26 protein-coding genes and 4 pseudogenes are annotated in these 21,656 nt (G+C 39.8%); 2 read left to right on the top strand and 28 right to left on the bottom strand.

All coding sequences use genetic code 11. The annotated features are described in order from the left end of the window. Positions 1-13: 13 nt before the first annotated feature. Complete coding sequence (locus JCM19033_RS14125; RefSeq protein WP_083465468.1) at positions 14-712, bottom strand: MBL fold metallo-hydrolase; 699 nt, start codon at positions 710-712, stop codon at positions 14-16. A gap of 171 nt (positions 713-883) precedes the next feature. Next, positions 884-1,030, bottom strand: coding sequence for a hypothetical protein (locus JCM19033_RS24320; protein WP_198153516.1), 147 nt, complete (start codon positions 1,028-1,030; stop codon positions 884-886). A gap of 259 nt (positions 1,031-1,289) precedes the next feature. Here JCM19033_RS24320 and JCM19033_RS22415 point away from each other — a divergent pair, with 259 nt between their 5' ends. Then, entirely contained in the window at positions 1,290-1,457 is a 168-nt protein-coding gene (locus tag JCM19033_RS22415; protein ID WP_083465467.1) for an FbpB family small basic protein, read from the top strand. Positions 1,458-1,771: 314 nt separating this feature from the next. On the opposite strand, the gene JCM19033_RS14120 is transcribed toward JCM19033_RS22415, so the two are convergent. The 3 genes from JCM19033_RS14120 to JCM19033_RS14110 form a co-directional block, all read right to left on the bottom strand. Continuing rightward, positions 1,772-2,101 (bottom strand): SCP2 sterol-binding domain-containing protein, encoded by a 330-nt coding sequence (locus tag JCM19033_RS14120; RefSeq protein WP_054636759.1) that lies wholly within the window; start codon positions 2,099-2,101, stop codon positions 1,772-1,774. A 64-nt stretch (positions 2,102-2,165) separates the two neighbouring features. Further along, a complete protein-coding gene (locus JCM19033_RS28300) occupies positions 2,166-2,429 on the bottom strand; it encodes an alpha/beta fold hydrolase (RefSeq protein WP_054636758.1) in 264 nt (87 codons plus the stop codon). After that, positions 2,405-3,088, bottom strand: coding sequence for an alpha/beta hydrolase (locus tag JCM19033_RS14110; protein ID WP_054636757.1), 684 nt, complete (start codon positions 3,086-3,088; stop codon positions 2,405-2,407). Before JCM19033_RS14110 ends, JCM19033_RS28300 begins: the two co-directional genes overlap by 25 nt. Positions 3,089-3,287: 199 nt before the next feature. On the opposite strand from JCM19033_RS14110, the gene JCM19033_RS28295 reads away from it, so the two are divergent. Then, the gene (locus tag JCM19033_RS28295) at positions 3,288-3,371 is read left to right on the top strand and encodes an aspartyl-phosphate phosphatase Spo0E family protein (RefSeq protein WP_083465473.1); all 84 of its coding nucleotides are present in this window, start codon (positions 3,288-3,290) and stop codon (positions 3,369-3,371) included. Between the two features lie 98 nt (positions 3,372-3,469). Here the strand turns inward: JCM19033_RS28295 and JCM19033_RS14105 are convergent, their stop codons facing one another. From JCM19033_RS14105 to sat, 23 genes and pseudogenes are all read right to left on the bottom strand, one after another. Then, positions 3,470-3,904, bottom strand: coding sequence for a ferritin-like domain-containing protein (locus JCM19033_RS14105; RefSeq protein ID WP_054636756.1), 435 nt, complete (start codon positions 3,902-3,904; stop codon positions 3,470-3,472). A 120-nt stretch (positions 3,905-4,024) separates the two neighbouring features. Beyond that, a complete protein-coding gene (gene msrB / locus JCM19033_RS14100; protein WP_374701251.1) occupies positions 4,025-4,402 on the bottom strand; it encodes a peptide-methionine (R)-S-oxide reductase MsrB in 378 nt (125 codons plus the stop codon). 41 nt (positions 4,403-4,443) lie between these two features. Then, positions 4,444-4,934, bottom strand: a pseudogene (gene msrA, locus JCM19033_RS14095) (peptide-methionine (S)-S-oxide reductase MsrA). A 187-nt stretch (positions 4,935-5,121) separates the two neighbouring features. Then, entirely contained in the window at positions 5,122-5,637 is a 516-nt protein-coding gene (locus JCM19033_RS14090; protein ID WP_054636754.1) for a type 1 glutamine amidotransferase domain-containing protein, read from the bottom strand. 149 nt (positions 5,638-5,786) lie between these two features. Beyond that, a pseudogene (rnhA, locus tag JCM19033_RS14085) lies at positions 5,787-6,405 on the bottom strand (ribonuclease H). Between the two features lie 14 nt (positions 6,406-6,419). Next, complete coding sequence (locus JCM19033_RS14080; protein ID WP_054636753.1) at positions 6,420-6,815, bottom strand: hypothetical protein; 396 nt, start codon at positions 6,813-6,815, stop codon at positions 6,420-6,422. A gap of 206 nt (positions 6,816-7,021) precedes the next feature. Beyond that, positions 7,022-7,471 carry a hypothetical protein gene (locus JCM19033_RS14075; RefSeq protein WP_054636752.1) on the bottom strand — a complete coding sequence of 150 codons (450 nt, stop codon included), beginning with the start codon at positions 7,469-7,471 and terminating at the stop codon, positions 7,022-7,024. 67 nt (positions 7,472-7,538) lie between these two features. Next, entirely contained in the window at positions 7,539-7,892 is a 354-nt protein-coding gene (locus JCM19033_RS14070; protein ID WP_157049897.1) for a DNA primase, read from the bottom strand. 130 nt (positions 7,893-8,022) lie between these two features. Continuing rightward, positions 8,023-8,457, bottom strand: coding sequence for a hypothetical protein (locus tag JCM19033_RS24315; RefSeq protein ID WP_054636750.1), 435 nt, complete (start codon positions 8,455-8,457; stop codon positions 8,023-8,025). A 115-nt stretch (positions 8,458-8,572) separates the two neighbouring features. After that, a complete protein-coding gene (locus tag JCM19033_RS14060) occupies positions 8,573-9,910 on the bottom strand; it encodes a lysine N(6)-hydroxylase/L-ornithine N(5)-oxygenase family protein (protein ID WP_269758236.1) in 1,338 nt (445 codons plus the stop codon). Between the two features lie 298 nt (positions 9,911-10,208). Continuing rightward, positions 10,209-11,513, bottom strand: a complete 1,305-nt coding sequence (locus JCM19033_RS14055; protein ID WP_054636748.1) for a Na+/H+ antiporter family protein — start codon at positions 11,511-11,513, stop codon at positions 10,209-10,211. 161 nt (positions 11,514-11,674) lie between these two features. Further along, complete coding sequence (locus tag JCM19033_RS14050) at positions 11,675-11,902, bottom strand: hypothetical protein (protein WP_054636747.1); 228 nt, start codon at positions 11,900-11,902, stop codon at positions 11,675-11,677. 67 nt (positions 11,903-11,969) lie between these two features. Then, positions 11,970-12,737 (bottom strand): TspO/MBR family protein, encoded by a 768-nt coding sequence (locus tag JCM19033_RS14045; RefSeq protein WP_054636746.1) that lies wholly within the window; start codon positions 12,735-12,737, stop codon positions 11,970-11,972. 97 nt (positions 12,738-12,834) lie between these two features. After that, complete coding sequence (locus tag JCM19033_RS26020) at positions 12,835-13,686, bottom strand: hypothetical protein (RefSeq protein ID WP_269758235.1); 852 nt, start codon at positions 13,684-13,686, stop codon at positions 12,835-12,837. 46 nt (positions 13,687-13,732) lie between these two features. Beyond that, positions 13,733-14,521, bottom strand: coding sequence for a M20/M25/M40 family metallo-hydrolase (locus JCM19033_RS26015; protein WP_269758234.1), 789 nt, complete (start codon positions 14,519-14,521; stop codon positions 13,733-13,735). Between the two features lie 167 nt (positions 14,522-14,688). Further along, positions 14,689-15,144, bottom strand: a complete 456-nt coding sequence (locus tag JCM19033_RS14035; RefSeq protein WP_054636745.1) for a bifunctional precorrin-2 dehydrogenase/sirohydrochlorin ferrochelatase — start codon at positions 15,142-15,144, stop codon at positions 14,689-14,691. Next, the gene (locus JCM19033_RS14030) at positions 15,119-15,895 is read right to left on the bottom strand and encodes a sirohydrochlorin chelatase (RefSeq protein WP_054636744.1); all 777 of its coding nucleotides are present in this window, start codon (positions 15,893-15,895) and stop codon (positions 15,119-15,121) included. The genes JCM19033_RS14035 and JCM19033_RS14030 overlap by 26 nt, the downstream gene beginning before the upstream one ends. Positions 15,896-15,907: 12 nt before the next feature. After that, positions 15,908-17,347: a uroporphyrinogen-III C-methyltransferase gene (gene cobA, locus JCM19033_RS14025; RefSeq protein ID WP_198153515.1), complete on the bottom strand. Its 1,440-nt coding sequence runs from the start codon at positions 17,345-17,347 to the stop codon at positions 15,908-15,910. A gap of 2 nt (positions 17,348-17,349) precedes the next feature. Next, entirely contained in the window at positions 17,350-18,003 is a 654-nt protein-coding gene (locus JCM19033_RS22400) for a hypothetical protein (RefSeq protein WP_269758240.1), read from the bottom strand. Between the two features lie 33 nt (positions 18,004-18,036). Continuing rightward, positions 18,037-18,396 (bottom strand): hypothetical protein, encoded by a 360-nt coding sequence (locus tag JCM19033_RS14015; RefSeq protein ID WP_054636742.1) that lies wholly within the window; start codon positions 18,394-18,396, stop codon positions 18,037-18,039. Positions 18,397-18,762: 366 nt separating this feature from the next. Continuing rightward, a pseudogene (cysC, locus tag JCM19033_RS14010) lies at positions 18,763-19,361 on the bottom strand (adenylyl-sulfate kinase). A gap of 41 nt (positions 19,362-19,402) precedes the next feature. After that, a pseudogene (locus JCM19033_RS14005) lies at positions 19,403-20,481 on the bottom strand (anion permease). Between the two features lie 20 nt (positions 20,482-20,501). Then, a complete protein-coding gene (gene sat / locus JCM19033_RS14000) occupies positions 20,502-21,641 on the bottom strand; it encodes a sulfate adenylyltransferase (RefSeq protein ID WP_054636741.1) in 1,140 nt (379 codons plus the stop codon). Positions 21,642-21,656 lie beyond the last annotated feature (15 nt).

Genomic DNA, 21,656 nt, shown 5'->3' with positions numbered 1-21,656 from the left:
AGTCGTTTCTCTATCAAAGCATGTGGTTTATCAAAAGAGTCCCCGTGGCCGGATATACCATCGAAACAGGGAGTTCAGTACAAAGCAATAAAGACTCCCGGTACTGAAGCAAGGTTCTTGGTCTTGAATCTTTATTATTGTAAGGGGCTTCTATAATAGCGTTTGAAGAGATGTGAGCCAACAAATGATCCCCACCAATTATTATACCAGTCTGTTCTTCATACAGAATAATATGACTCTGAGCATGTCCTGGTACTTCATAGGATCTCCACCCTGGCAATCCAGGAACAGTGTCTCCATTATTTAGACGGTAAGTAAGAGATGCCGTGCTTATATATTTTTGGTAAGCTGCCTGATTTTGAATGATCTTTTCAGTCAATAAATCCGGCACTCCAGCTGTCCGGGATAAAGATTGAAAGAAACTCCTCACCTCTGCCAAAAAATGCTGATCTTTTTGCAGCCAGGGTTCATTTTTCCAGTGACCGAGAATTCTTGCCTTCCGAAAGAATTTGTGGACCATTCCAGTATGATCAGGATGGTGATGAGTGATGATTACCTGTTCGATATCTTCCGGATCTATACCAAGGCTGGTTAGCTCTTTTTTCAGGACGGCCCAGGCTTCATCAGTGCCCGGGCCCGTATCCACCAAAGTCAGTGTGTCGCCTTTAATAATATACACGTTAACAGGGCCGACAAGAAATGGGTTGGTAATGTGATCCTGTAGATCCCTTTTTCAGAAGCAAGTTTAACCATACCAATCTCCCCTCTTTTATAAAGAGTCGCATTGCTGTCTGAGCACTTGTTCACTTTTGAGAAAAAAAAATAAAACCTTTCTTCATTACCGATTGATTTATCTGGAATTTCAAAAACAAACGAATGTATATTAGTTATATACTTCAGTTAAAAAGCTGTCAGTATCTAGATTCTCAAAATCATTTCTGTTGTGATACTTCAGCTCTCTTAACTCTACAGTTAATTCCTCAATTTTCCTTTGCATATCTTCCATAGCTTTCTTTTCTGATACAGTCATTCCTCTCTCCTCCTAATAAAATTAATTTATATATAAATGTATTCACTAACTCTTTAACTTTATCAATTTAAAGTTGTAAATATTCTATCAATTTAATACACCTTTGTAAATCCTTTTTTCATTATAAAATAATTTGACAATATTCAAAAAAAATTAACATTTTTCTTATACTTTATTGCATTTATGCGGTAAAATAAGGGTACATAACTGTATATACATGTTCCTGTCATTGACAATTTTAAATAAAGGATGATTATCTGTGAGAAAACCTCTTAGACACACATTCGAAGAACTTGTTGCTGAAAACAAACGTGAACTGCTGGAAGATATGTCTGCATTAGACAAAATTGAAGAGCGTTTGGAAGAACGCCAGTCCAGAGAAGTGCAAGTAAAAATCAAGCCTCGGGAGAAGCAAGCACAGAATTAATAAAAAGGGAAAAAGAACGTTGCCCTTTAAGATTGCAGGACTCCCTTATTTTTCGAAAACATGGGAGTCTCTTTCTTATATTCTTTTTGATGCTTACGTTAAAGAAAATCGCCTTCCTCACCATAAGGCGAGGAAGGCGATTTTCTTTATACCTGTTCAGTGTATTGCTTTTTAAGTCCCTTGTACAACGGCAACCCATGTTGACAATTTCACTTGCAAACTACACACAGCCGGCCACTACTTTGCTCACTGTTAGATGGTCTAGCCACAGCTGTGTATCTCTTAAAAGATAGAGTAAATGAATGACCAGTCATTCAATTGTAGGTCTCAAGAATTTTTTGCAGCTTTAGTGCATTTCCCATCCCGCCCTCAATCTTCAACTTCCCTGTCATAAATGCTGTCGCAGGATTCAACTCTCCCTGAACCAGTTTCAGAAAATTATTGTCTTTCATTTTTAGCGTGCAATCTGGGGCATGAAGCTTTCCCTTTTGATAATGGACCTGCCCATCGGTAAATTGAATCTGAAAAACCCCTTCTTCTTCCCCCGTTATATCAAATTGATATGTTTTTTCAACCCCTTCAATTTCTTTCGGATCTTCATTCATTTTTTTGGATAGGTTTTCCAATTCCTCCATCACTCTCATAACTGTCTTCTCCTTTTATTTCTTTTTTACCTGCAAAGAGGTATGCAGCCCTGCTGTTCTCCTTTTATTTATTTGACATGTTGTTTGTTAAATCCTCTGCTTTGTAGATTATTTTTTTTGTTATAAGTGAAAAAACCATATGCTTAATACTGTCTCTTTCATTTAGCAAGTGGTGTCCTCCCTGGTCCACTAAGTAAAAAAAAGCATTAGGAAATTTTTTTTCTAAAAACCTAAGGTTGTATTTCCAATCCACAGTTCTGTCCATATTACCCTGAATAATATGAACAGGAAATTGACTTGGCTCTAGAGCCTCATTTCTTTTTCCCACTCAAACATTGCTTCGAGCCAGCATAGAGGAATGGAAGGGCCATGCAAGGGGTCCTCTTTAATCCTTTCAGATAGCTCTGGATTTTCTTTATCGGTCCGTATTTTCCTTGGCACCTCTTTGACTAAAGGAGATATTAACGAATGCCCTGCTTTCGATAAATGCCATTTACTGGAACGTGCCAGTGGAGCAATAAGAGTAAGACTTTCAAACTGATGATCTGGTTTGGTGAGTACATGCTGGACACTGATCCCGCCTCCCGTACTATGGCCGATAACATGGTATTTTTCTGCACCGTATTGTTTCATTTGCTGATCCATCACATACAGGACCTTTTGGTAATATGTAAAATCCTCAATCACGTATTGCTCCCCGGTTGACAACCCGTGTCCCGGCAGGTCAATAATAAACACGCGCCCTTTATTTTCTGTCAGGTAACGAATAAATTCTGAAAGCATTCCTGCATGGTCGAAATATCCATGCAAAATCAGTATATTATATTGGTAAGATTCCGGAGTAAAGCATTGAAAAAAAAGAAAATCATTATTTACAGGCAAGAATTCATAATCTGCTTTTACCCGTTCTTTTTCTCCAGGAAAGTTATATATTCCATGGTACTTTTTAATTTTAGCTTTTAGTTTATCTTTGCGAAACTTGCCCATGTCCTATGTCCTCCAGTCCTTGAAAACGCTTATTCTAAAGGCTTTTTATGTAAGTTTATGACTTCTTCTGTCAAAAGGGTAGAGAAAAATCCAATTGTTGTTATACTTTTTGATAACTATATTATAAGGAAGGGAAAACTATGTCCTTATTAGAAAATATTGAGGAAAAGCGCACAGAAATGTTAGAGACTGCTGAAAAATTTGGCTTAGTTCTGAAGAAACTCTCTCCTGTAGTCAAGAGCTGGATCATTTAATTTCCGAAGTCCAGCATTGGCAAACCTGATCAAATCATAAACCATAGCTCATTCATTATCTGCTTTAGGGATAGTCTTAAAAGCTCCCTGTCACATTGACAGGGAGCTTTTAGTGGTTTATCTACTGTTACTGAAGCCGAGGATCGTCTAACAGGCGGTCTAGTTCTTCCATATGGCCTGTTTCATCAGCAATTAAATCTTCCAGTTTAATTTGCAGTTCTACAAATCCAAGCTCTTCTGCCAGCTTAACTCTTTTCTTATATCGTTCAATAGTATCAATCTCAGACTGACGTGCATGTTGGAGCATTTCATAAACGTCAGTTGTTTGTTTTACTTCTGCAGCTCTCGTAGTTGGGGTACCGCCCAAAGTTTTGATTTTTTCTGCCAGATAAAGAGCATGACCTTGTTCATCTGATATTTCACTTTCAAAAAACGGCTTCAACACTTGGCGGTATAAACCTGAAACCACTGCTGCATAGTTAGAGTACATAATAGAAGCTGCATACTCGTTAGCCAAATCCTCATTCAAACCGTCAATTAATTCCTGTAGCTTCGGATCCATATAATCTCCTCCTTAAACGATCAACATGATTTTAAGCTATTTTCTGCTAGGGATCTTGTTGTAGTGTCATTATTATTTTACCCATTCTTCTGCTCCACTTAAACTTTTCCCTTTTCTCCATCAATTAAACAGATTCTTATATTCTTCATAGCCATACTCTTCCAATTGATCCTTTGGAATAAAATTAATTGCCGCAGAATTAATACAATAACGAAGCCCTGTCGGTTTTGGACCGTCAGTAAAAACGTGACCCAAATGAGAATCGGCGTCTTTGCTTCTTACCTCCACTCTTCTCATACCAAAACTAAAATCCGCTTTTTCTACTATCTGTTCCTCATTTAGAGGTTTTGTAAAACTAGGCCAGCCACAATTAGAATCGAATTTATCATGAGAGCTAAAAAGCGGCGTTCCTGAAACAATGTCAACATATAAACCCTCTTCTTTATGGTCCCAATATTCATTGTCAAATGGCCGCTCTGTTCCATTGTTTTGTGTCACTTCAAATTGTATAGGAGTGAGCTTTTTCTTTTAACTCTTCTTTATTTTTCATTTCCGTCCCCCCAGTGTGCTTTAATAAAATCTTCTCTTCCTGATCCTTTTTTATATAAAAGATAGTGAAAACGATTCTTTTCATGATAGTCCTGATGATGCTCTTCAGCTTTATAGAATGGCTTTGCCCGTAAAATCTTTGTAACAATAGGAGCGTTAAACGGTCCGTGAGCGTTCAGGTCCCTCCTTGATTCTTTTGCTACTTCAAGCTGGTAATCATTATGCACAAAGATTGCAGTTTGATAAGACTCCCCCCGGTCATTAAACTGTCCTCCCGGATCAGTGGGATCAATTTGTCTCCAAAAATATCCAGTAATTCTTTATAGGAGATTATTTCAGAGTCGTACTCTATTTGAACGGCTTCTACGTGGCCTGTTGTATTGGAGCATACCTCTTCATAGCTAGGATTTTCTGTTTCACCGCCTGTATAGCCAGATGTCACGGTAATTACGCCTTCTCTTTCTGCAAATGGTCCGACCATACACCAAAAGCATCCTCCCGCAAAAGTTGCTAGTGCCATTCTATTCTCTCCTTTTTTCTTCGATTCTCATAAAGTATCTTTATATAATATGTACCACGAATAATGACTTTTTTCATTGATTTTGCTTATTGTTAAGTGAAGATATAGAAAAGGCTCCCGATTTCGGGAGCACTTTTTTCGTTGTAAACTACGATTGAAGCTGCTTTAAGGATTCTCTATTAAACGCCGGTAGGTCATCTGGTTCCCGGCTTGTTACAAGGTTATGGCAAACAACTACCTCTTCATCATGAACTTTCGCTTTGGCGTATTCAAGGTCTACCTGGATAGATTTAAAACCTGTCACATTGCGGCCTTCTAGTGCTTTAGCGGTTATCAATAACTGAGGTCCATGGCATATAGCAAAAACCGGTTTGTTTTCATCGATAAAGTGTTTTGAAAACGTAACAAACCGTTCGTCAGCACGAAGTAAATCTGGTGAAAATCCTCCTGGGATAAACAAAGCATCAAAATCAGAAGGGCTTACTTCATCAACAGCTGCATCAACGGTTACTTTTGCCTCTCCCTGCTTTCCTTCAAGGGTTTTTCCTTTTTCCTTTTCTATAACTGTGAGTTCGTGACCTTCTTTTTCAAACTCCTTTTTAGGGTCAGTGTACTCCACGTCTTCAAACATACTTGTCATTAGGACAGCAACTTTCTTACTCATAAGAGAAACACTCCTTTAAAGAAATGTAAGTATATTACATCGTATGTGTACCCTTTGAGTTATCATTTTTAAACCTTCTTTCGAATGATCCACTGCCTTATACAAACTGTCTGATAAGACGTTTGCAGCATTTTTCTTACCTATCCGTCTTAAGATTTCCTTCCATAATCTGCTTTAATCTCGCCCCATTCTTTTGTGTTCCATTTTAAAATAGGGTTTGTATACGTATTTTGTTTCAACCATGATTCTGCTCTTTCGACCAGGGACCACATTTCTTCCGTTTCCTTCTCTCTTTTTAATGTAGATTTTACCTTTTTTTCTTTCACCCACTTCATGGCCGTTTGGGAATCAGAATAAACAGGGATATTGCTCTCTTTATCCTTTAAAAAAGCAAGGGCATGAACAATAGCCAAGAATTCCCCCATGTTGTTTGTTCCTTTTTCAATTCCTTCATGAATGAAAACTACCTCACCAGTTTTTGTATGTACCCCTTTGTATTCTACTAAACCAGGTTCCCATGGGATCCGACATCTACTGATATACTATCTTCTATATAGGGATGGGAGGTATTCCCCTTTTCCGAGATCACAGCTCTATTACCAGTACTGCTTTTTTCTTCCCCAAATGCTTTTTGTGCTTCTCCCTTTGAAGGATAGGACTTAAATCTGGCACCCGAAAACCCTTGTACTTGTTTTTGGCAGTCAGCCCAGGACTCATAAATCCCTGCTTCCGCCCTTCCCAAACTACATAATACTTTTTCTTTGCCACTGGTAAAACTCCTTTCATCCCTTGTCTGTCCTGTTACCTTTATATAGTCTTTTCTTCAGGTAAACAATGTTACTATCTTCACTTTCAATATAAGGTCGCATATACTTTTCAAACATTGGAGCTATCAGCATGTACGTAATAATAAGAAATGGGAGTGGGAACACGTATGCATAGAGAAAAGCAGTTCCCCAGCCATTTTCGCTGATCCCTCCCCTGACCACGCCGCTTATAGAAAGAGAAATCGTTCCAAATGTCATAAGGGTAAATATAACATTAAACAGATGAAAAGCAAAAACAGGCTGTTTATTATTTACCTCTCTCTCTAGCATCCATTTCATTTTTAAAGCAATAACCATTGTAATCAAAGCTCCTGAAAATGGCAGTAAAATAAGAAAAAGCAAGTTTCCCATGATCCTACCCACCACCCTATTATCGTTGCTCTAATTATAGAAGAAGCCACCTGCCATTAAAAAGTTAGTGGACTCTCATTATATATAATTCTTCTTTAGTAAAAAGCATACCTTTGTTTCTTTAATACATGTTTTCTATTTTTATATTAATTTTCAACGAAAAAGAGCTCTCAGAAATTGAGAGCTCTCATACTACTATTCAAATATTATTCTTCCTCGTCCTCTTCGTCTTCTTCATCTAAGCCTTCTTCTGTGCCTTCACCATCTTGATCAACATCAAAACCATCTTCATCTTCTTCTAAGCCTTCTTCTGTACCCTCATCTTCCTGGTCAACATCAAAGCCGTCGTCGCCTTCTTCACCATCTAGAAAGTCTTCATCATCTTCTTCGTCCTCTTCATCACCATCTAGAAGGTCGTCATCCTCATCTTCGTCTTCTTCATCTAGCTCAGCGTCGTCATCCTCGTCTAGATCAGCATCGTCGTCATCGTCTAGACCACCGTCATCCAAACCATTTTCGTCTGCTTCTCCGTTATCTTCTACTCCTGGATCCTCTTCCATTCCGCCATTGTCTCCTCCGTCATCTTCACCACATGCTCCCAGCATACTTACTGCTAACGCACCAGATAAAGCAGAATATAAAACTTTCTTATTCATAATATATTCCTCCTTTTAATAATCTATTTTTTAAATCTCGTAAACAATGATTCTTCCTTTGAGCCCTTTATTCATCATCATTTAAAATTTCAGGTTCCTCATCTTCCTCTTCTTCGCCTAATCCCGCATCATCACCGTCATATTCTGCGTCCTCGTCCAAGGCGTCTCCTTCACCTTCATCTTCTTGCATCCCATGATCGTCAGTTTCTTGCATTCCATCTCCATCTAACCCTTCATCATCTTCCAAATCTCCATTTTCATCCATACCGTTTTCCTCCAGGGTACCTTCGTCCTCTTCCATCCCTGGATCATCATCTATACCATTGTCAGCATCTTCTCCTCCATCTTCACCGCATGCTCCTAAAACACCTATCGCAACCATACCAGACAATGCTGAATATAATAATCTTTTATTCATCATGTCCCCTCCTGAGGAGTTTCTAGTTTATGAAAATATAAAATAAAATAAATAAGTTCAAGATCATTATTCTGATAAAAAGAGGGCGATCTATTGATAGCCCTCTTTATTTAAAAATTAAATTGTCATTCTATTAAGCATCATCATCGTCATCGTCTAAAACATCATCGTCATCATCATCATCATCATCGTCGCCTAGCATATCATCGTCGTCATCGTCATCGTCGTCACCTAGCATATCATCGTCATCATCATCGTCGTCAAAAGCATCATCGTCATCGTCGTCATCATCGTCGCCTAGCATATCATCATCGTCATCATCGTCATCATCGTCGCCTAGCATATCATCATCGTCATCATCGTCATCATCGTCGCCTAGCATATCATCATCGTCGTCATCGTCCATGCCATCGTCATCCATGCCGTCGTCTTCCACTCCGCCATCATCTTCCATGCCTGGATCGTCTTCCATTCCGCCATTGTCACCGCCATCGTCTTCGCCGCATGCTCCTAGCATCCCTACTGCTAACATTCCAGAAAGTGCTGAGTATAATACTTTTTTATTCATTGTTATATTCCTCCTTACAACGTTGTCTAAGGAGTGTTTTTCCACAATGGCACGAAATAAAACGAATAAAATAAAATTCACATGTTTTCACAAACTTCTGCCAAACTCACACATATTATTTTTCATCAGGCATAAACTGCTGAAAAATAGTATCTTCTTGAATAGCATACCTTTCATAACCTGCAATTTTATTTATGATTCGCTGATTTCTATAAACTGATAAAGCGAGATTTGTCGCTCCGGTTCCGTGGGATTGGTCCAAATTAGTAAGAGTAAACAAATGATTAGGCCGCTCTTTTTTAAACAGAAATTCATAATCCTTTCCAACCACCATGGTGTTTTCATCTTCCCAGTAAATTTTATCCTTATACTTTTTTAACCATTTTGGCACATTTGGTTTATATCCTGTTGCGACAATCACTTTGCTTGTAATGTGGGAATAGGACATGTTTTTTTGCCATTGATGCATAGTGAGCTCATAATTCCCTTCAGAAAGCGAGCGAATCCCTCTAAGCTCAGTCATAGGCTGAAGAAGGACGTCAGGATCCTTTCGTTCAATGGAGCGATGATACAGCTCATTATAGATGTTCTCTAACACCCCAGGCTCTATTTGCTTTCTTGCCTGGTCAAGATAGGGAAGAGCACTTGTCCTGCTATCGAAGCTTAAGGACTGAAAATAATCAACAAAATCAGGGGAAAAGATTTCTCTCCCTACTTTCGCATCCTCGGTTTGAAAAAACTGGGGTGATCTCGTAAGCCAGGAAAGCTTATAACCATAATGCTTTTGGTCCTGTAGCAGATCATAAAAGACCTCTGCCGCACTTTGACCAGAGCCTATCACCGATACATGGCTTCCTCTTTTAATATTTTTTTCATTGTAGAGATAAGAGCTGGTGTGACAAATATCTTCATTCATTTCATCTTTAATGTCTTCAGGAATCATCGGAGTGCTTCCTGTACCGATAACCACATGCCTGGCCCTGTATGAGTGATTTTCTCCTGTTTCAATATTAAAAACAGTCACATCATACCAGTCACCAGTACCATCTTCTACATTTGTGACCTGTCTCCCGAATTTACAATCACCGAGTTGGGAAGCAACCCACTTTGCATAACTGTTATACTCTTTTCTTGGAATGTTAAATTTTTGATAAAAAAAGAATTGGTACATTCGATTATGCTTATGTAAGTAGTTCAGAAATGAATAGGGATTTGTTGGATCTGCAAAAGTAACAAGATCGGATAAAAAGCTTGAATTGAGAACAGATTTGTCTATGAGCATACCAGGATGCCACTCAAACGAAGTATTCTGTTCAAAGAACAAGCTGTCTATTTCTTCTAATGGATCCAGAAGGGCTGCCAAACCCAAATTAGAGGGACCTATACCTATTCCAATTACGTCATATAACTTACCAGCATCCATTCTTATGCCACCGCCTTGTATATATTTCATCTTTATTTTTTAACAGGATATGAACAGACCTATTCCCTAATAGAACCCTTCATAAGACAGGTTTTCGGATGTTTCAATAAGCTTGCCGCGTCGAACCGTTTATCAATCAAACCAGACCAGTTACCGGTTATTATTTTATACAAAAAAGCACTGTTTTCCTAATGAAAAAAACAGTGCTTTTTCTATCATTTACGTCTCGCTATAATTTTACGATATGTTACAGATGATTTTCGTTAAAAGACGAAGCTCAATCAAATTACTTATAGAATTCACCATTATCCTTTTACAGAGCCAGCTTTTAAAATATCATTACCGCAAGCAGACCAAAAATAAACAAAGGTATATTGTAATGTAGGAACGTAGGCACACAAGTGTCCCATATATGATGGTGGCCGCCGTCAGCATTAAGACCCGAAGTTGGTCCGAGTGTGCTGTCTGAAGCAGGGGAACCTGCATCCCCCATTGCTCCTGCTGTTCCTATTAAGGCAGCAGTCGCCAGAGGAGAATAACCAATCGTTAAAGCAAATGGCACAAACAGTGCAGCCAGAATAGGTATCGTACCAAAGGAAGTCCCAATCCCCATAGTAATTAACAGGCCTACCAACAGCATAATCGCAGCAGTAAGAAGGTTAGCTTCTCCGCCAGTTGCTATAGCAGAAGTAACGAGAGCATCTACCGCACCTGTTTCTTGCAGGACGGTTGAAAAGCCAGAAGCTATGAGCATAACAAAAGCAATCATACCCATCATTTTAATCCCGTCATTTACCATTTCATCACCTTTGGTGAACGGAATAACTGTCAGCATAAACATGATTATTATTCCTGTTAACGCTCCAAAAATTAAAGATTCTGTTAGCAGCTGTACGACCAACGCTATTACAATGGCAAACAAAGTAAAGATATGCTTTCTCTTAAATTGTGCTTCCTCGTTGGAGACAGCAGCATTTTCTTGATTTTCTTGATTTGTGACCTTGCTGTCCTTTGGCTTTCGATAAGTAATAAAGACAGCGATAAGCAACCCAACAATCATGCCGATTCCCGGAGCAAGCATAGCTCTCCATATTTCCCCGACAGCAAGCTCCATGCCATTAGCACTCATTTCAGTTGAAATGATGTTATGGAAAATAAATCCGTATCCAAGGGGAAGCATTACGTATGGTGCTTTTAACCCGAAGGTCAATGCTGCTGCAACTCCCCTTCTGTCAACCCTCATTCGGTCAAATAACTGAAGGAGAGGAGGAATTAAAATTGGAATAAAAGCAATATGCACGGGCACTGCATTTTGGGACAAACAAGCAATCCCCGCTATTGTCATTAGCAAGAAGCCTCTTTTGCCTTTTAAGACTTTAATCAGCCTTTTAACTAGTACCCCTGTAATTCCAGAGTAAGCAATCATCATGGCAAATACCCCAAGCAGAATATAGCTAAGAGCTGTTTCTGCCTGGCCTCCCATGCCAGAGATGAGGAGCTCCAAAGTTTCATTTAAATTTAAGCCGGCAACCAGACCCGCTGTTAATCCAGCAAATAAGATGGCCAAAACAACATTTACTTTTAATAGACTCAAAACTATCATCACTAGAACAGAGATAATTACAGCATTCATTTATACTAAACTCCTCTTCATCTATTTAGCTCTCTACCAAAGTAAAGTATACAAGCTGCCTGTAAGGAGTTCAATTCAATTTAAAAAGCTTTAATAGTTTGATAATTTTCTAAGGATAAAAATAAAACTGCCTTCAGCAGGGAAGGCAGTTGCATTACAGTCTATAACGGATCTCTTCTTGACAGATCTTTTCCAGCTATTTCATCATTTACACTATTTTCGCTTTCAAAATATACTTCCTGGTCTCTTAAACCGTCTGCTTCCTTCATCGACATTTCATCCTGCTCTTCTACTTCTTTCATTTCACGGATAAGTGTATATACCTCTTCTAATTGATCAGGTGACAGATGATCTATAAGCTGACGGACTTCTTCTTTTGTTACAGCCATTTCCGTTCCCTCCTAATGGTGTTTCCTATTAATGACCTTGTTTTTCACTACCCGGTAGCAAGAATAATTAATCGTAAGTTTTTCTGTTAAAGAAACCATGCCGGGCAATATTCACCACTGTAAGGATAAGCAGAACCATGGCCGCGAACCAGGCAGTATACGTAATAGAAATAAATTCATCAATTCTTTCAATTCCTATCCCAAAAAAAGCCCAGACAAATACCAAAGGATACACAGGATTTTGCTTTATTAGGACCATAGCAAGTGCAATCCCTAAAGCAAGAACCAAAGCTGTATTTGTCCAAAAGACATCTGAAAACAGCAATTGGTTCGCATCATTTACAGTAAATAAAATACCAACATTCACAATGGTTGCAACAGAAATCCAGCCTAAGTAGAGGGAAAATGGTATCGTGTGTACAGCATTTTCTTTTGTAAAAGAACCTATTTTCGTGTAGATCATAATCAAGCTTATTAAAAGCCCGCCCATAGCAGCCATGGTTAAGTTAAAGAAATTATAATGAAAGAATAGAAGCCAGGCCACATTAAACACGCAGCTTAAAACAAACCAGTACCCAATGTTTTCGTATATTTCCTCTTCTTTAGGCTTTGAAAAAAACTGCTTAAAGACCCAAATCGCCAGCAGAATGTAAATTACACTCCAGATAGAAAAGACATAACCTGCCGGGGTGAAAAGAATGTTCAGCGCTTCAGCAATTTCTCCGGTTGTCTGATTATTCAGCGGAAGTGAGTTTGCCAATGCGTTCATAATTACGACGATAAACAAGGCAATAACATTCACCCATTTTATTAAAGAAGGTTGTCTTTTAAACATAATCTACACCCCTAACTGAAAATGCCCTGCCTTCTTCACTGTTACCCTATTAAACAAAAACATATTACCTTGGAATTTTACATTTTGTTTACAAAGCTTATAAACTGAGAGACCTTATGGTGAAATCCCGGATAATCCTGGGCAGTTGTTCGAAAGTATAAGGTTTGTAAACCCTCTCTGTTCTTTTGTGAGCATCTTTTCCATAGGTCCCTATGTTTATAGCAGGAATATTTAACGACCGAATGTGATCAATAGGCAAGGGAAATATTTCATCCATAGCAGGAAAATTACTTCTCAGGTGATTTACGTCGTCTGTGTTACCAGGAAATGACAAAAAGCTGCTATCTGATAAAAAAGGGAAAAACTTCTTAACAAGAAACCTTTCTCCATTTTTGTTCTCTTCTTCGCTTACGATCTCCAGCAATTGTTTATTTATCATCTTTCCACTGTTTTCTTGAAAATAATTACATGGAAGAAATGGGGGAGCAAAGAAAATAATTACCTTTGCACGGTCATCCGGGTCTTTTTCAACCAGCATTTCCGTAATTTTAAAACATAGCTCACGCTTATCTAGATCACTATAAGTGTCAACTGTCTTCTTGACGATATCATCAACTGAAATTCCTTTTTGAACCAGGTTCTCTTTGTACTCTTCAAAAGACAAGACATCAACTTTCCACTCGAGATGCTGCGAAAAAGGCATTTGGGTTGTGGACAAAAATACATGATGCTGCTTTTCCATGTGCTTCTCCACCACACGGCAAGCTTCCCTTGTTTCTCTTATCAACAGTTTCATCACATCTTTAGGTGTCGTTTCATACATAAAATAATTAAAGTACATCCGGCTTGACGGGGGTGTCTGTACATTATAAGTGTCTTTATTATCTCTTTGATATAAACATGTAGGAGGAAGAACCAATTCCCCTTCAATTTGTTCTGTTAAATCCATGTTACAGCTTATTCTCCTATTAATTTCAGAGGAAATAAATGTTGGGTCAATCCCTCTCAATATTTCTCCAACATGGGACTCTCTGCCATGAATTGAAAAACAGTAGAATCTTTCCGGCTGACCCGGTATAGATATACCGGTGACTGTCTCCCTCATACAGTGATGTTGTATAATCATTGTTTATTGCCACCGAAAAATTTAATCCCTCATTTTTCAAACGTGAAAACTCCTTGGATGCTTCAATGATACCGGCATGGTCATTTTCCTCAGCCGGATTCAAAAGCAAAAGAATGTTACCATTTAATTTTTCCAGGTGTTCAGTAAAATAAAGAAGGTTAACAAGATGTATCGCTGCCCCGCTTTTCATATCTACTGAACCTCTTCCAAAAAGCCATTTCCCGCTTTGGGCTGCCTCTCTTACCTCTGGATCGTAGTGAGCAGAGTAGTATTCTTCCAATCGATCAGGGTCATAAGCGTGCTCTTTTAAAGATCCAAAGTCATGTATACCTACTGTGTCGATATGGGCGTGAAAGATCACCGTATCAGATGATGAACCTGAACCTTGGACAAAAGCAAATATATTCTTTCTTCCTAAATTATCATTACTAAGGGGCTGCACCCATGCTTGCTCAGGATTCTCTTTAAAGTAAGGAAATTCTTTTAAAAATTCAAACAGAAAATCAGCAATTTCCCTTTCCCCTTTCGTGTCGGTCACACTAGGCAGTCTCATTAACTGTCTTGTTATGAGTTCAATTTTTTCAGCAAGCGGCTTATTAGAAATGGAATCTAAAAGCTGCTTTGGATCTTTACAAGTATTCTCTTTGGTATTTCCCATAAACGACCCGTTCCTTTCTCTACCTTCTTTTTAAAAGCCTCTGTTACAGTTACTTACATTATGTTGTGATGTGTAAAGTGTGATAAGGACTGCAGGCCACGTACAAAACAAAGATAACACGCCAAAGGCTGTCTTCTGGATAGTTCCTTGAAGACAGCCTCTTGGTTTTATTTTTCCTCTTTATTAAGCATCTTTTGCAGCTTGTGCTTCATTCTCTTGGCTAAAGACGGGTCTTTTCCTAATGTAGAAATTGAGATCATACAATCTTCATGTTCAATGGTTGCTGTAAATGCCACATTGCCGATAGCCGGATTATCGGCTCCGTTGATCAGCTGTCCAGGCTGCGCTGATCGCTGGATAATGCTTTGAGCTTCCTTTGATCCAGAAGCAGAGATAATCATGAATGCGTCCACCAGGTATGCCGGCCTGCAAACGTCTTTAACCCACTTAATTTTTCCTTCATTTGATAAATGCTCCAATTTTTCCGTAATCTGTGGAGCTACTACAGTCACAATTCCTCCGGCAGACAGGACTTTTTCTGTCTTTCTTGCTGCTATGGGTCCCCCGCCCACAACTACCACTGCCTTCTGAGAAATATCAAGTGAAAGAGGCAATAACCGCATGAGATTCCAGTTTCCCTTCTTGAGCTTTTTTACACTCAAGAACCCTTTCCTTTAATATATCAGCCAGTTCGTGGTCATAGCCCAAAAAGGAGCAAAGGCGAAATGGAACATTGGTTTCCAATGAGGAGATTGCCTCTTCCATTTCTTGTATTAATACGCCAGTAAACAATAAATAAGGAAGTACATACACCGTTTTTGCTTTCGTCTTTTTCATGACCTCTAATCCTTCCGGAAAGCTAGGAGAAGCTGCTGCCAAAAATGATGCCTCTACTCGTGAAAGCCCGGCAAATTCTTTGAATTTATGACAGATGGTATGAAAGTCCTCAATAGCCTCCGGGTCACTGCTTCCCCGTCCGACAAGAAGCACGTCAGCCTCGTCTCCCGGCTTCCAGCCTTCTCTTCGCAACCGTTCTTCTAATACATTAAAAATCTTTTCCTCAATTCCAAATGGCCGGCCATAGGACACCTCTAGTTCAGGATATGGTACTAAGGCTTTTCTTAGCTCCTCTGGTATATCCTGTTTTGCGTGGCCTGCAGTCAAAAGAAGAACCGGAATGACAAGAAGCTTTGTTACACCTTTCTCTTTACAGCGACGGACGCCTTCAGAAATACCAGGGTCAGCCAGCTCTAAGAAACACGTTTCCTGTACTGGAATATCGATCATTGACATGGTGTCTTTTACAAAGTTTTCAAACTGCCTGTTCCCTTCTTGAACACGGCTTCCATGTCCAATATATAATACACCTTGCATATTTATCACCTGCTAACTGTACGTAATTTGTGTGGCAGCTAAAGAAGCTATTAAATGATCGACATCAGGCTGTTCTAACTCTATACAGTTCTCATAACCTGTTTCTTCTGCCTTCATGCGGCTCTTTGGGCCGTAACATATAAACAGCTTATCTTCTTTCCACTCTTTAAAGGAGATGCCGGCCTCTTCTACTTCCCTTGTTACTGTTTCTACTGATTCAGCACAAGGAAAGACAACGGTTGTTAACCTCTTATCCTGATGCAGCCTTACAAGCGTAATATTGCTTTTTTCATTAGTCACGGCCCTGTGGCTGATCCAGCCATCCTCACTAAGAGGAGCTATCTGATCTTCCTTTCCGATATAAAGTACTCCTTCTTCTTCCTGTATAAACGAGTCTATTTCAGAAAAAATTCCATGCTCTTCTAAATACACAGCTCCCCTTTTAGTCGTTGCCGTGATTTCAGAGGGTAAGCTCCTTACGTCTATTCTTCGTCTTTTAATTTCTTTAAAAAACGGAGTTACGCTTTCAGAAGCAAGGAAAACGATCTTAGAAAAAGATTTTAGATTTTCAGGAAAAGATTCTGATTCCGGAGTCTCTCGAAATGAAGGAAATTCAAACGCTTCTGCCCCGTTTTCACGAAGCTTTGCAGCAATGGAGCTTTTTTTACTATTTGTTTGTCCTACAAGAATAGTTTGGTCTGTGAGTTTTTTCTTTTCAAACCAGTGCAGACTTTTCCGAAGTCCTACTACGTCACCAACCAAAGTAAGCGCTGGGTTTTTTATATTTTCTCTTTCTACGACTTCCGTAATATTCTCAAGTGTCCCCTCTACCGTTCTTTGTCTGCTGGTCGTTGCCCATTCTACAAGCATAATAGGAGTATCTTTGCTTTTTCCATGCTTTATTAAGTTTTCAGCGATGAAAGACAAGTTTTTCACTCCCATATAAAAAGCGATGGTATCGATGCTGGTTGCAAGACCTTCCCAGTTCGGAGAGGGTTCTCCTGTCTGGGCATGACCTGTCACAATAGCAAAGCTGCTCGCATGCTCTCTATGAGTGACTGGCACTCCTGCATACGCCGGAGCTGCGATGCCAGCTGTTATGCCAGGAATGATTTCATAGGGTACTTCGGCTTTTGCCAATGCAGCTGCCTCCTCGCCTACTCTTCCAAAAACACCAGGATCTCCACCTTTTAAACGAATGACATGAAGACCTTCTTTTGCTTTTTCTATCATAACTTCCTGAATGGCTTCTTGACGCAAGTGATGACGGTCAGGAAGTTTCCCACAATAGATCAGCTCGGCTTTTGGTTTTGCTTCGTCCAAAAGCAGGGGGTTTACCAGACGATCATACAGGACTACATCTGCAGTCCGCAGATATTCAAATCCTCGTACTGTAATTAACTTTGAATCACCAGGCCCTGCACCTACAAGGTAGACCGTTCCAACTCCCATACTTATCTCTCCCTTTCTTCCTGAGTTCGCCATCTTTCCGCTCTTTTCCATGGACCGCCACTCTTCAATATTGTCTCAGCTGTTTCAATTCCTTCTTCTATGGAGGATGCTTGTTTTACTAAGTATAACCTAAGTGCTGCGTTAAAAAGAACTTGAGCATAAAGAGGTTCTGTTACATCGTCAATATTGTTTTGCAGAATGTTATTTATCCATCCTGCTTGTTCATGAACAGACGGGTATTCAGGAAACAATTCTTTAGATCTGTTGAGCCCGTAATCAGCTGGTCGAAACGTTAAGGTTTCAACTGAATCTTTTTGCACATGGTACACAAAGGTAGAATTCCTGAATACAGGTACATCCTCTGATCCTTCGATTCCTTGCACCACAAAAGCTTCTTCATATGGAAGGCTTTGTATCAAAGGAATGATCGTCTCTGCTGCTTTTTTATGAAATACTCCGAAAAAAAGGATGTCTGTTTCAATTAAATGAAGGAGTTTCTCTACTGTATTAATAAATGTTCTGATTCCAATTTCATCACGTATGCGATATAAACGGTCTAAAGCTTCCGAACGTTGGTATGTATCTGAAAAAACAACTCCCCGTTCAACATCTTTTTCACGTACAGCGGAAACTGCTTTGCAAGGTTCCCAATAAATTGAGAAAATAGCTCTGGCATGCTTGTACCATACTTAGGGGGCAGAGACCTTCCGCCGTGTATGTAAGTTTTGATGCCAGCTTCTGCTAAAATAAATGCAACAGATGGTAGCCGGAAACGTTTTTCTGCCGTCATAAGGACCGGCAGAATCAATGGATGGTGACTCGCCTTTCATTGACCCGCCCAGTTGTGATTTTTCCCTGATTGCGTCCACAAAAGCCTTCATCTCTTCCCAAGACTCTCCATTCAACCGTTTTGAAGCAAGGAAAGCACCAATTTGTGCATCTGTAGCTTGATTAGAAGTGATAGCTGTTGCCGCTTGATATGCTTCATCATACGTTAAGTTTCTGGAACCTTTTTCACCTCTTGCTACTTCCTTCAGCCACTCCTTCATCTTTTTTCCTCCTTTGCTGCCCACTCGCATTTCGCTTTTTTTCTAAAGGATTTATTACTTTTTTAAAGACACTCTCTTACACCTCAAGTTACAAGTGCGGCGTTCACTCATGTTTCCCTTCATTCACATTCACGGCATTCATGCCTTGGTCCTTCCTCGGGAACCCCCCTGTTATGAGGCTCTTGCCGATAAGATCTTGCTCTTTTATCTACAATCAAATGACTAATAATAATCAACCTGTATTTTTAACAAAACCTTTCTAAAAAAAAGACTTGGCTAATGCCAAGTCTTTTTGCCGGACTCCGCCAAGAATCCCCTTGATCGTGCCGTTTAATCATTTACACTGTAATCCGTGCTCATCACCTCTTAAATGAGGTCTCTTTTTTTCAACTCACGTAATAGTTGTTCAACAGACTCTTCCACATCCTGCGAGTCACTTTCTACTACAATTTCCGGATTTTCCGGTTCTTCGTAAGGAGAATCAATTCCAGTGAAATTAGGAATTTCGCCTTTTCTTGCTTTTTTGTAAAGCCCCTTAGGGTCACGTTGTTCACAAGTATCCAAGTTACACTTTACGTAGACTTCCAGAAACTCGCTTTCTCCTAAAAGCTCTCTGACCGTATCACGATCCTCACGAAAAGGAGAAATAAATGCTGTACTTACAACATGGCCTGCATCTACAAATAACTTGGCAACCTCGCCGATTCGGCGAATGTTCTCCTTACGGTCATCGTCATTAAAGCCGAGATCTTTATTTAAACCATGACGGATGTTGTCTCCGTCCAACACATAGACCTTTTTATCGTTTTCAAACAGTTTACGTGTAAGAGCATTTGCTAACGTAGATTTACCTGAACCAGACAACCCTGTAAACCAAAGGACAAAACTCTTATGGCCATTTCTTTCCTGCTGCTCTTCTTTGCTTACTGAGCGTCATGCCAGACAATGTTTCGATCAGAAGCCATGTTTATCCCTCCACTATTTTATACGCGTATCAATTAACGTGTTATATTCCGCTTCCTTCATCATGAAAGCTTCTCTTTTCTTTTTTTATCGTTTGCATTAAATGAATTGAACCTATCGTAGCTAAAAATACACTTACAATAATAATAAATGTATAGATATCTCTGTGAATAAAAAGCATCATAAGGGAATATGAAACGACAAGAGCCACTATCGGCGATAATATCCACACATTAGCAATTTGCTTTAAGATAGATTTCTGCCACAGCCGAAATCCGTGCTCAGCTGTTCCAATTCCTACAATGGCAGATGTAGTAACTTGGGTAAGGGGAACAGGAATCCCTAGTAAGGAAGCTATAATTACAAGTGTTCCTCCTGTTGTAGACACAGCAGTCCCCTGTAGTAAAGACAGTCTCGTAATTTTCTTCCCGTTTGTTTCTAAAACTTTTCCGCCCAATAAAACACAGCCTGCCGCTAAAAAGAATCCGCCAATCAAAACAGCAGATGGGATCGAAATCAACCCGGCACCTACCAGCGGCCCTACCGCATTTGCTACATTGTTCATACCGGCAGCGAAAGCTCCATCATCCCGGCTAGAATAAGTAAAATTGCTAATCCTTTACGCCATTTGCCAGTCCCTTTCAAGTGAGGCCATTTCTTCTCTGCCTTGAGAATAAGAACACCCGCTGCTAAAGCAAGAAAAAATGAAACAAATGGCACAATGATCCAAAAGGATATGATATACAAGAGGTTATTAACAAGCAAGGCCTGAAAAGCAATTCCTACACCGACAATGGCCCCAACGACCACCTCGCTTGTCGATAAAGGGATACCTATTAGGTTTGCGATAAATAAGGTTAAGCATGCTCCGGTTAATATAATAACTGCTATCTCAACATTTATCAGGGATTCGGAGATAATTCCTCCCCCGATGGTCTTCACTACTTCTCCGCCAGCTAAAGCTCCCAAAAAAGCACTGACAGCGACTAACAGCATAGCAGTCTTTTTGCTGCTCACTGCGCCGCTGCCATATGCTGGTCCCATTGCAGCAGCAGTTCCGCTTGCCCCAATATTCATGGCGAAAAAGAAAGCTATAATATAAGCTACAATGGTCCAATCCATTTTTTCACCTTCCTACGCCCTTAAACCGTTTCCTTTACTCCAGCTATAAGGACTTTTACAACTTCCGGCCGGCTGAATTCTGCAGGAGGCATTTCACCGTTCTTAAGCATTTCTCTAACCTTTGTTCCTGAAAGAATTACATGATGTTCCTTATCGTGAGGACATGTTTTGGCAGAAGCCATATTTTCACACTTCTTGCAGTAAAAACTATGCTCAAAGAAAAGTGGAGTAATTCCCAGCTCATCAATATCAAAATTACGGAATATCAACTGGGCGTCATAAGTGCCGTAATAGTCGCCTACCCCAGCATGGTCACGTCCGACAATAAAATGAGTACAACCGTAGTTCTTTCTTACCATTGCATGGAAAATTGCTTCACGTGGACCTGCGTATCTCATTGCAGCAGGGAATACGGCCAAGAAGGTACGATCTTGAGGGTAGTAATTTTCCAGGATTACCTCATAGCTCTCCATCCGTACATCAGCAGGAATATCTCCGGCTTTGGTTGCTCCAACTAACGGATTCAAGAATAAACCGTCTACTGTTTCAAGGGCTGTTTTTTGAATATATTCATGAGCACGGTGAACAGGGTTTCTAGTCTGGAAGCCAACAACTGTTTCCCAGCCTCTTCTTTTAAATTCCTCCCTTGTTTCTGCCGGCTCTAGATAATAAGATTCAAAGCGTTCGTGTGAAACGGGTTCAGTAAGCGTAATTGGACCTGCTACGTAAACGTCTGGGCGATCAAACACTTTCTTTACACCCGGGTGCTCAAGGTCTGTCGTCTGATACACCTTCTCCGCTTCCCGCGTTTTATCAGGAGTGTACGTTTCTTCGACAACGATATAGCCGTAGTCTTTTCCTTCAAACGAAAGCCTTGCTTTCTCCCCAATCTGTAATTGCTCTGCAGCTTCTTCAGTTACAGGCAAAGTAATAGGAATACTCCAAATGGCTCCGTTTTTCAGCCTCATGTTTTCTACAACAGATTCATAATCCTCTTTTGATAAAAAGCCTTCAAGAGGACTGAATGCTCCATTTGCAATAAGCTCCACATCAGATAATGCTACGTCGTCAAGTTCAATTGCTGCTTTGATGGATGATACATCTTCACCAAATTGTCTTCTGTCAATTAGAGTACCGCCATGAGGTTTGCTAGCTGTCATTTTTTCCACTCCTTG

The organism is Thalassobacillus sp. C254 (assembly GCF_001310615.1).
Note: the sequence above shows the minus strand (reverse complement) of the source record. Positions and strands in the feature narration are given on the sequence as shown.

Excerpts from the sequence above, each read along its gene's own strand:
- JCM19033_RS14045 (WP_054636746.1), bottom strand. The coding sequence starts at position 12,737 with ATGTTTAAAAGACAACCTTCTTTAATAAAATGGGTGAATGTTATTGCC.
- JCM19033_RS14030 (WP_054636744.1), bottom strand. The coding sequence starts at position 15,895 with ATGCAAGGTGTATTATATATTGGACATGGAAGCCGTGTTCAAGAAGGG.
- JCM19033_RS14120 (WP_054636759.1), bottom strand. The coding sequence starts at position 2,101 with ATGAGAGTGATGGAGGAATTGGAAAACCTATCCAAAAAAATGAATGAA.
- JCM19033_RS14070 (WP_157049897.1), bottom strand. The coding sequence starts at position 7,892 with ATGATGAATAAAAGATTATTATATTCAGCATTGTCTGGTATGGTTGCG.
- JCM19033_RS26020 (WP_269758235.1), bottom strand. The coding sequence starts at position 13,686 with ATGGATTTAACAGAACAAATTGAAGGGGAATTGGTTCTTCCTCCTACA.
- JCM19033_RS14055 (WP_054636748.1), bottom strand. The coding sequence starts at position 11,513 with ATGAATGCTGTAATTATCTCTGTTCTAGTGATGATAGTTTTGAGTCTA.
- JCM19033_RS14075 (WP_054636752.1), bottom strand. The coding sequence starts at position 7,471 with ATGAATAAGAAAGTTTTATATTCTGCTTTATCTGGTGCGTTAGCAGTA.
- JCM19033_RS14090 (WP_054636754.1), bottom strand. The coding sequence starts at position 5,637 with ATGAGTAAGAAAGTTGCTGTCCTAATGACAAGTATGTTTGAAGACGTG.
- JCM19033_RS14110 (WP_054636757.1), bottom strand. The coding sequence starts at position 3,088 with ATGGGCAAGTTTCGCAAAGATAAACTAAAAGCTAAAATTAAAAAGTAC.
- JCM19033_RS24320 (WP_198153516.1), bottom strand. The coding sequence starts at position 1,030 with ATGACTGTATCAGAAAAGAAAGCTATGGAAGATATGCAAAGGAAAATT.
- cobA (WP_198153515.1), bottom strand. The coding sequence starts at position 17,347 with ATGGGAGTTGGAACGGTCTACCTTGTAGGTGCAGGGCCTGGTGATTCA.
- JCM19033_RS14105 (WP_054636756.1), bottom strand. The coding sequence starts at position 3,904 with ATGGATCCGAAGCTACAGGAATTAATTGACGGTTTGAATGAGGATTTG.
- JCM19033_RS14015 (WP_054636742.1), bottom strand. The coding sequence starts at position 18,396 with ATGAAGGAGTGGCTGAAGGAAGTAGCAAGAGGTGAAAAAGGTTCCAGA.
- JCM19033_RS24315 (WP_054636750.1), bottom strand. The coding sequence starts at position 8,457 with ATGAATAAAAAAGTATTATACTCAGCACTTTCTGGAATGTTAGCAGTA.
- sat (WP_054636741.1), bottom strand. The coding sequence starts at position 21,641 with ATGACAGCTAGCAAACCTCATGGCGGTACTCTAATTGACAGAAGACAA.
- JCM19033_RS14035 (WP_054636745.1), bottom strand. The coding sequence starts at position 15,144 with ATGCGGTTATTGCCTCTTTCACTTGATATTTCTCAGAAGGCAGTGGTA.
- JCM19033_RS26015 (WP_269758234.1), bottom strand. The coding sequence starts at position 14,521 with ATGGGAAATACCAAAGAGAATACTTGTAAAGATCCAAAGCAGCTTTTA.
- JCM19033_RS14060 (WP_269758236.1), bottom strand. The coding sequence starts at position 9,910 with ATGAAATATATACAAGGCGGTGGCATAAGAATGGATGCTGGTAAGTTA.
- JCM19033_RS14080 (WP_054636753.1), bottom strand. The coding sequence starts at position 6,815 with ATGGGAAACTTGCTTTTTCTTATTTTACTGCCATTTTCAGGAGCTTTG.
- JCM19033_RS14050 (WP_054636747.1), bottom strand. The coding sequence starts at position 11,902 with ATGGCTGTAACAAAAGAAGAAGTCCGTCAGCTTATAGATCATCTGTCA.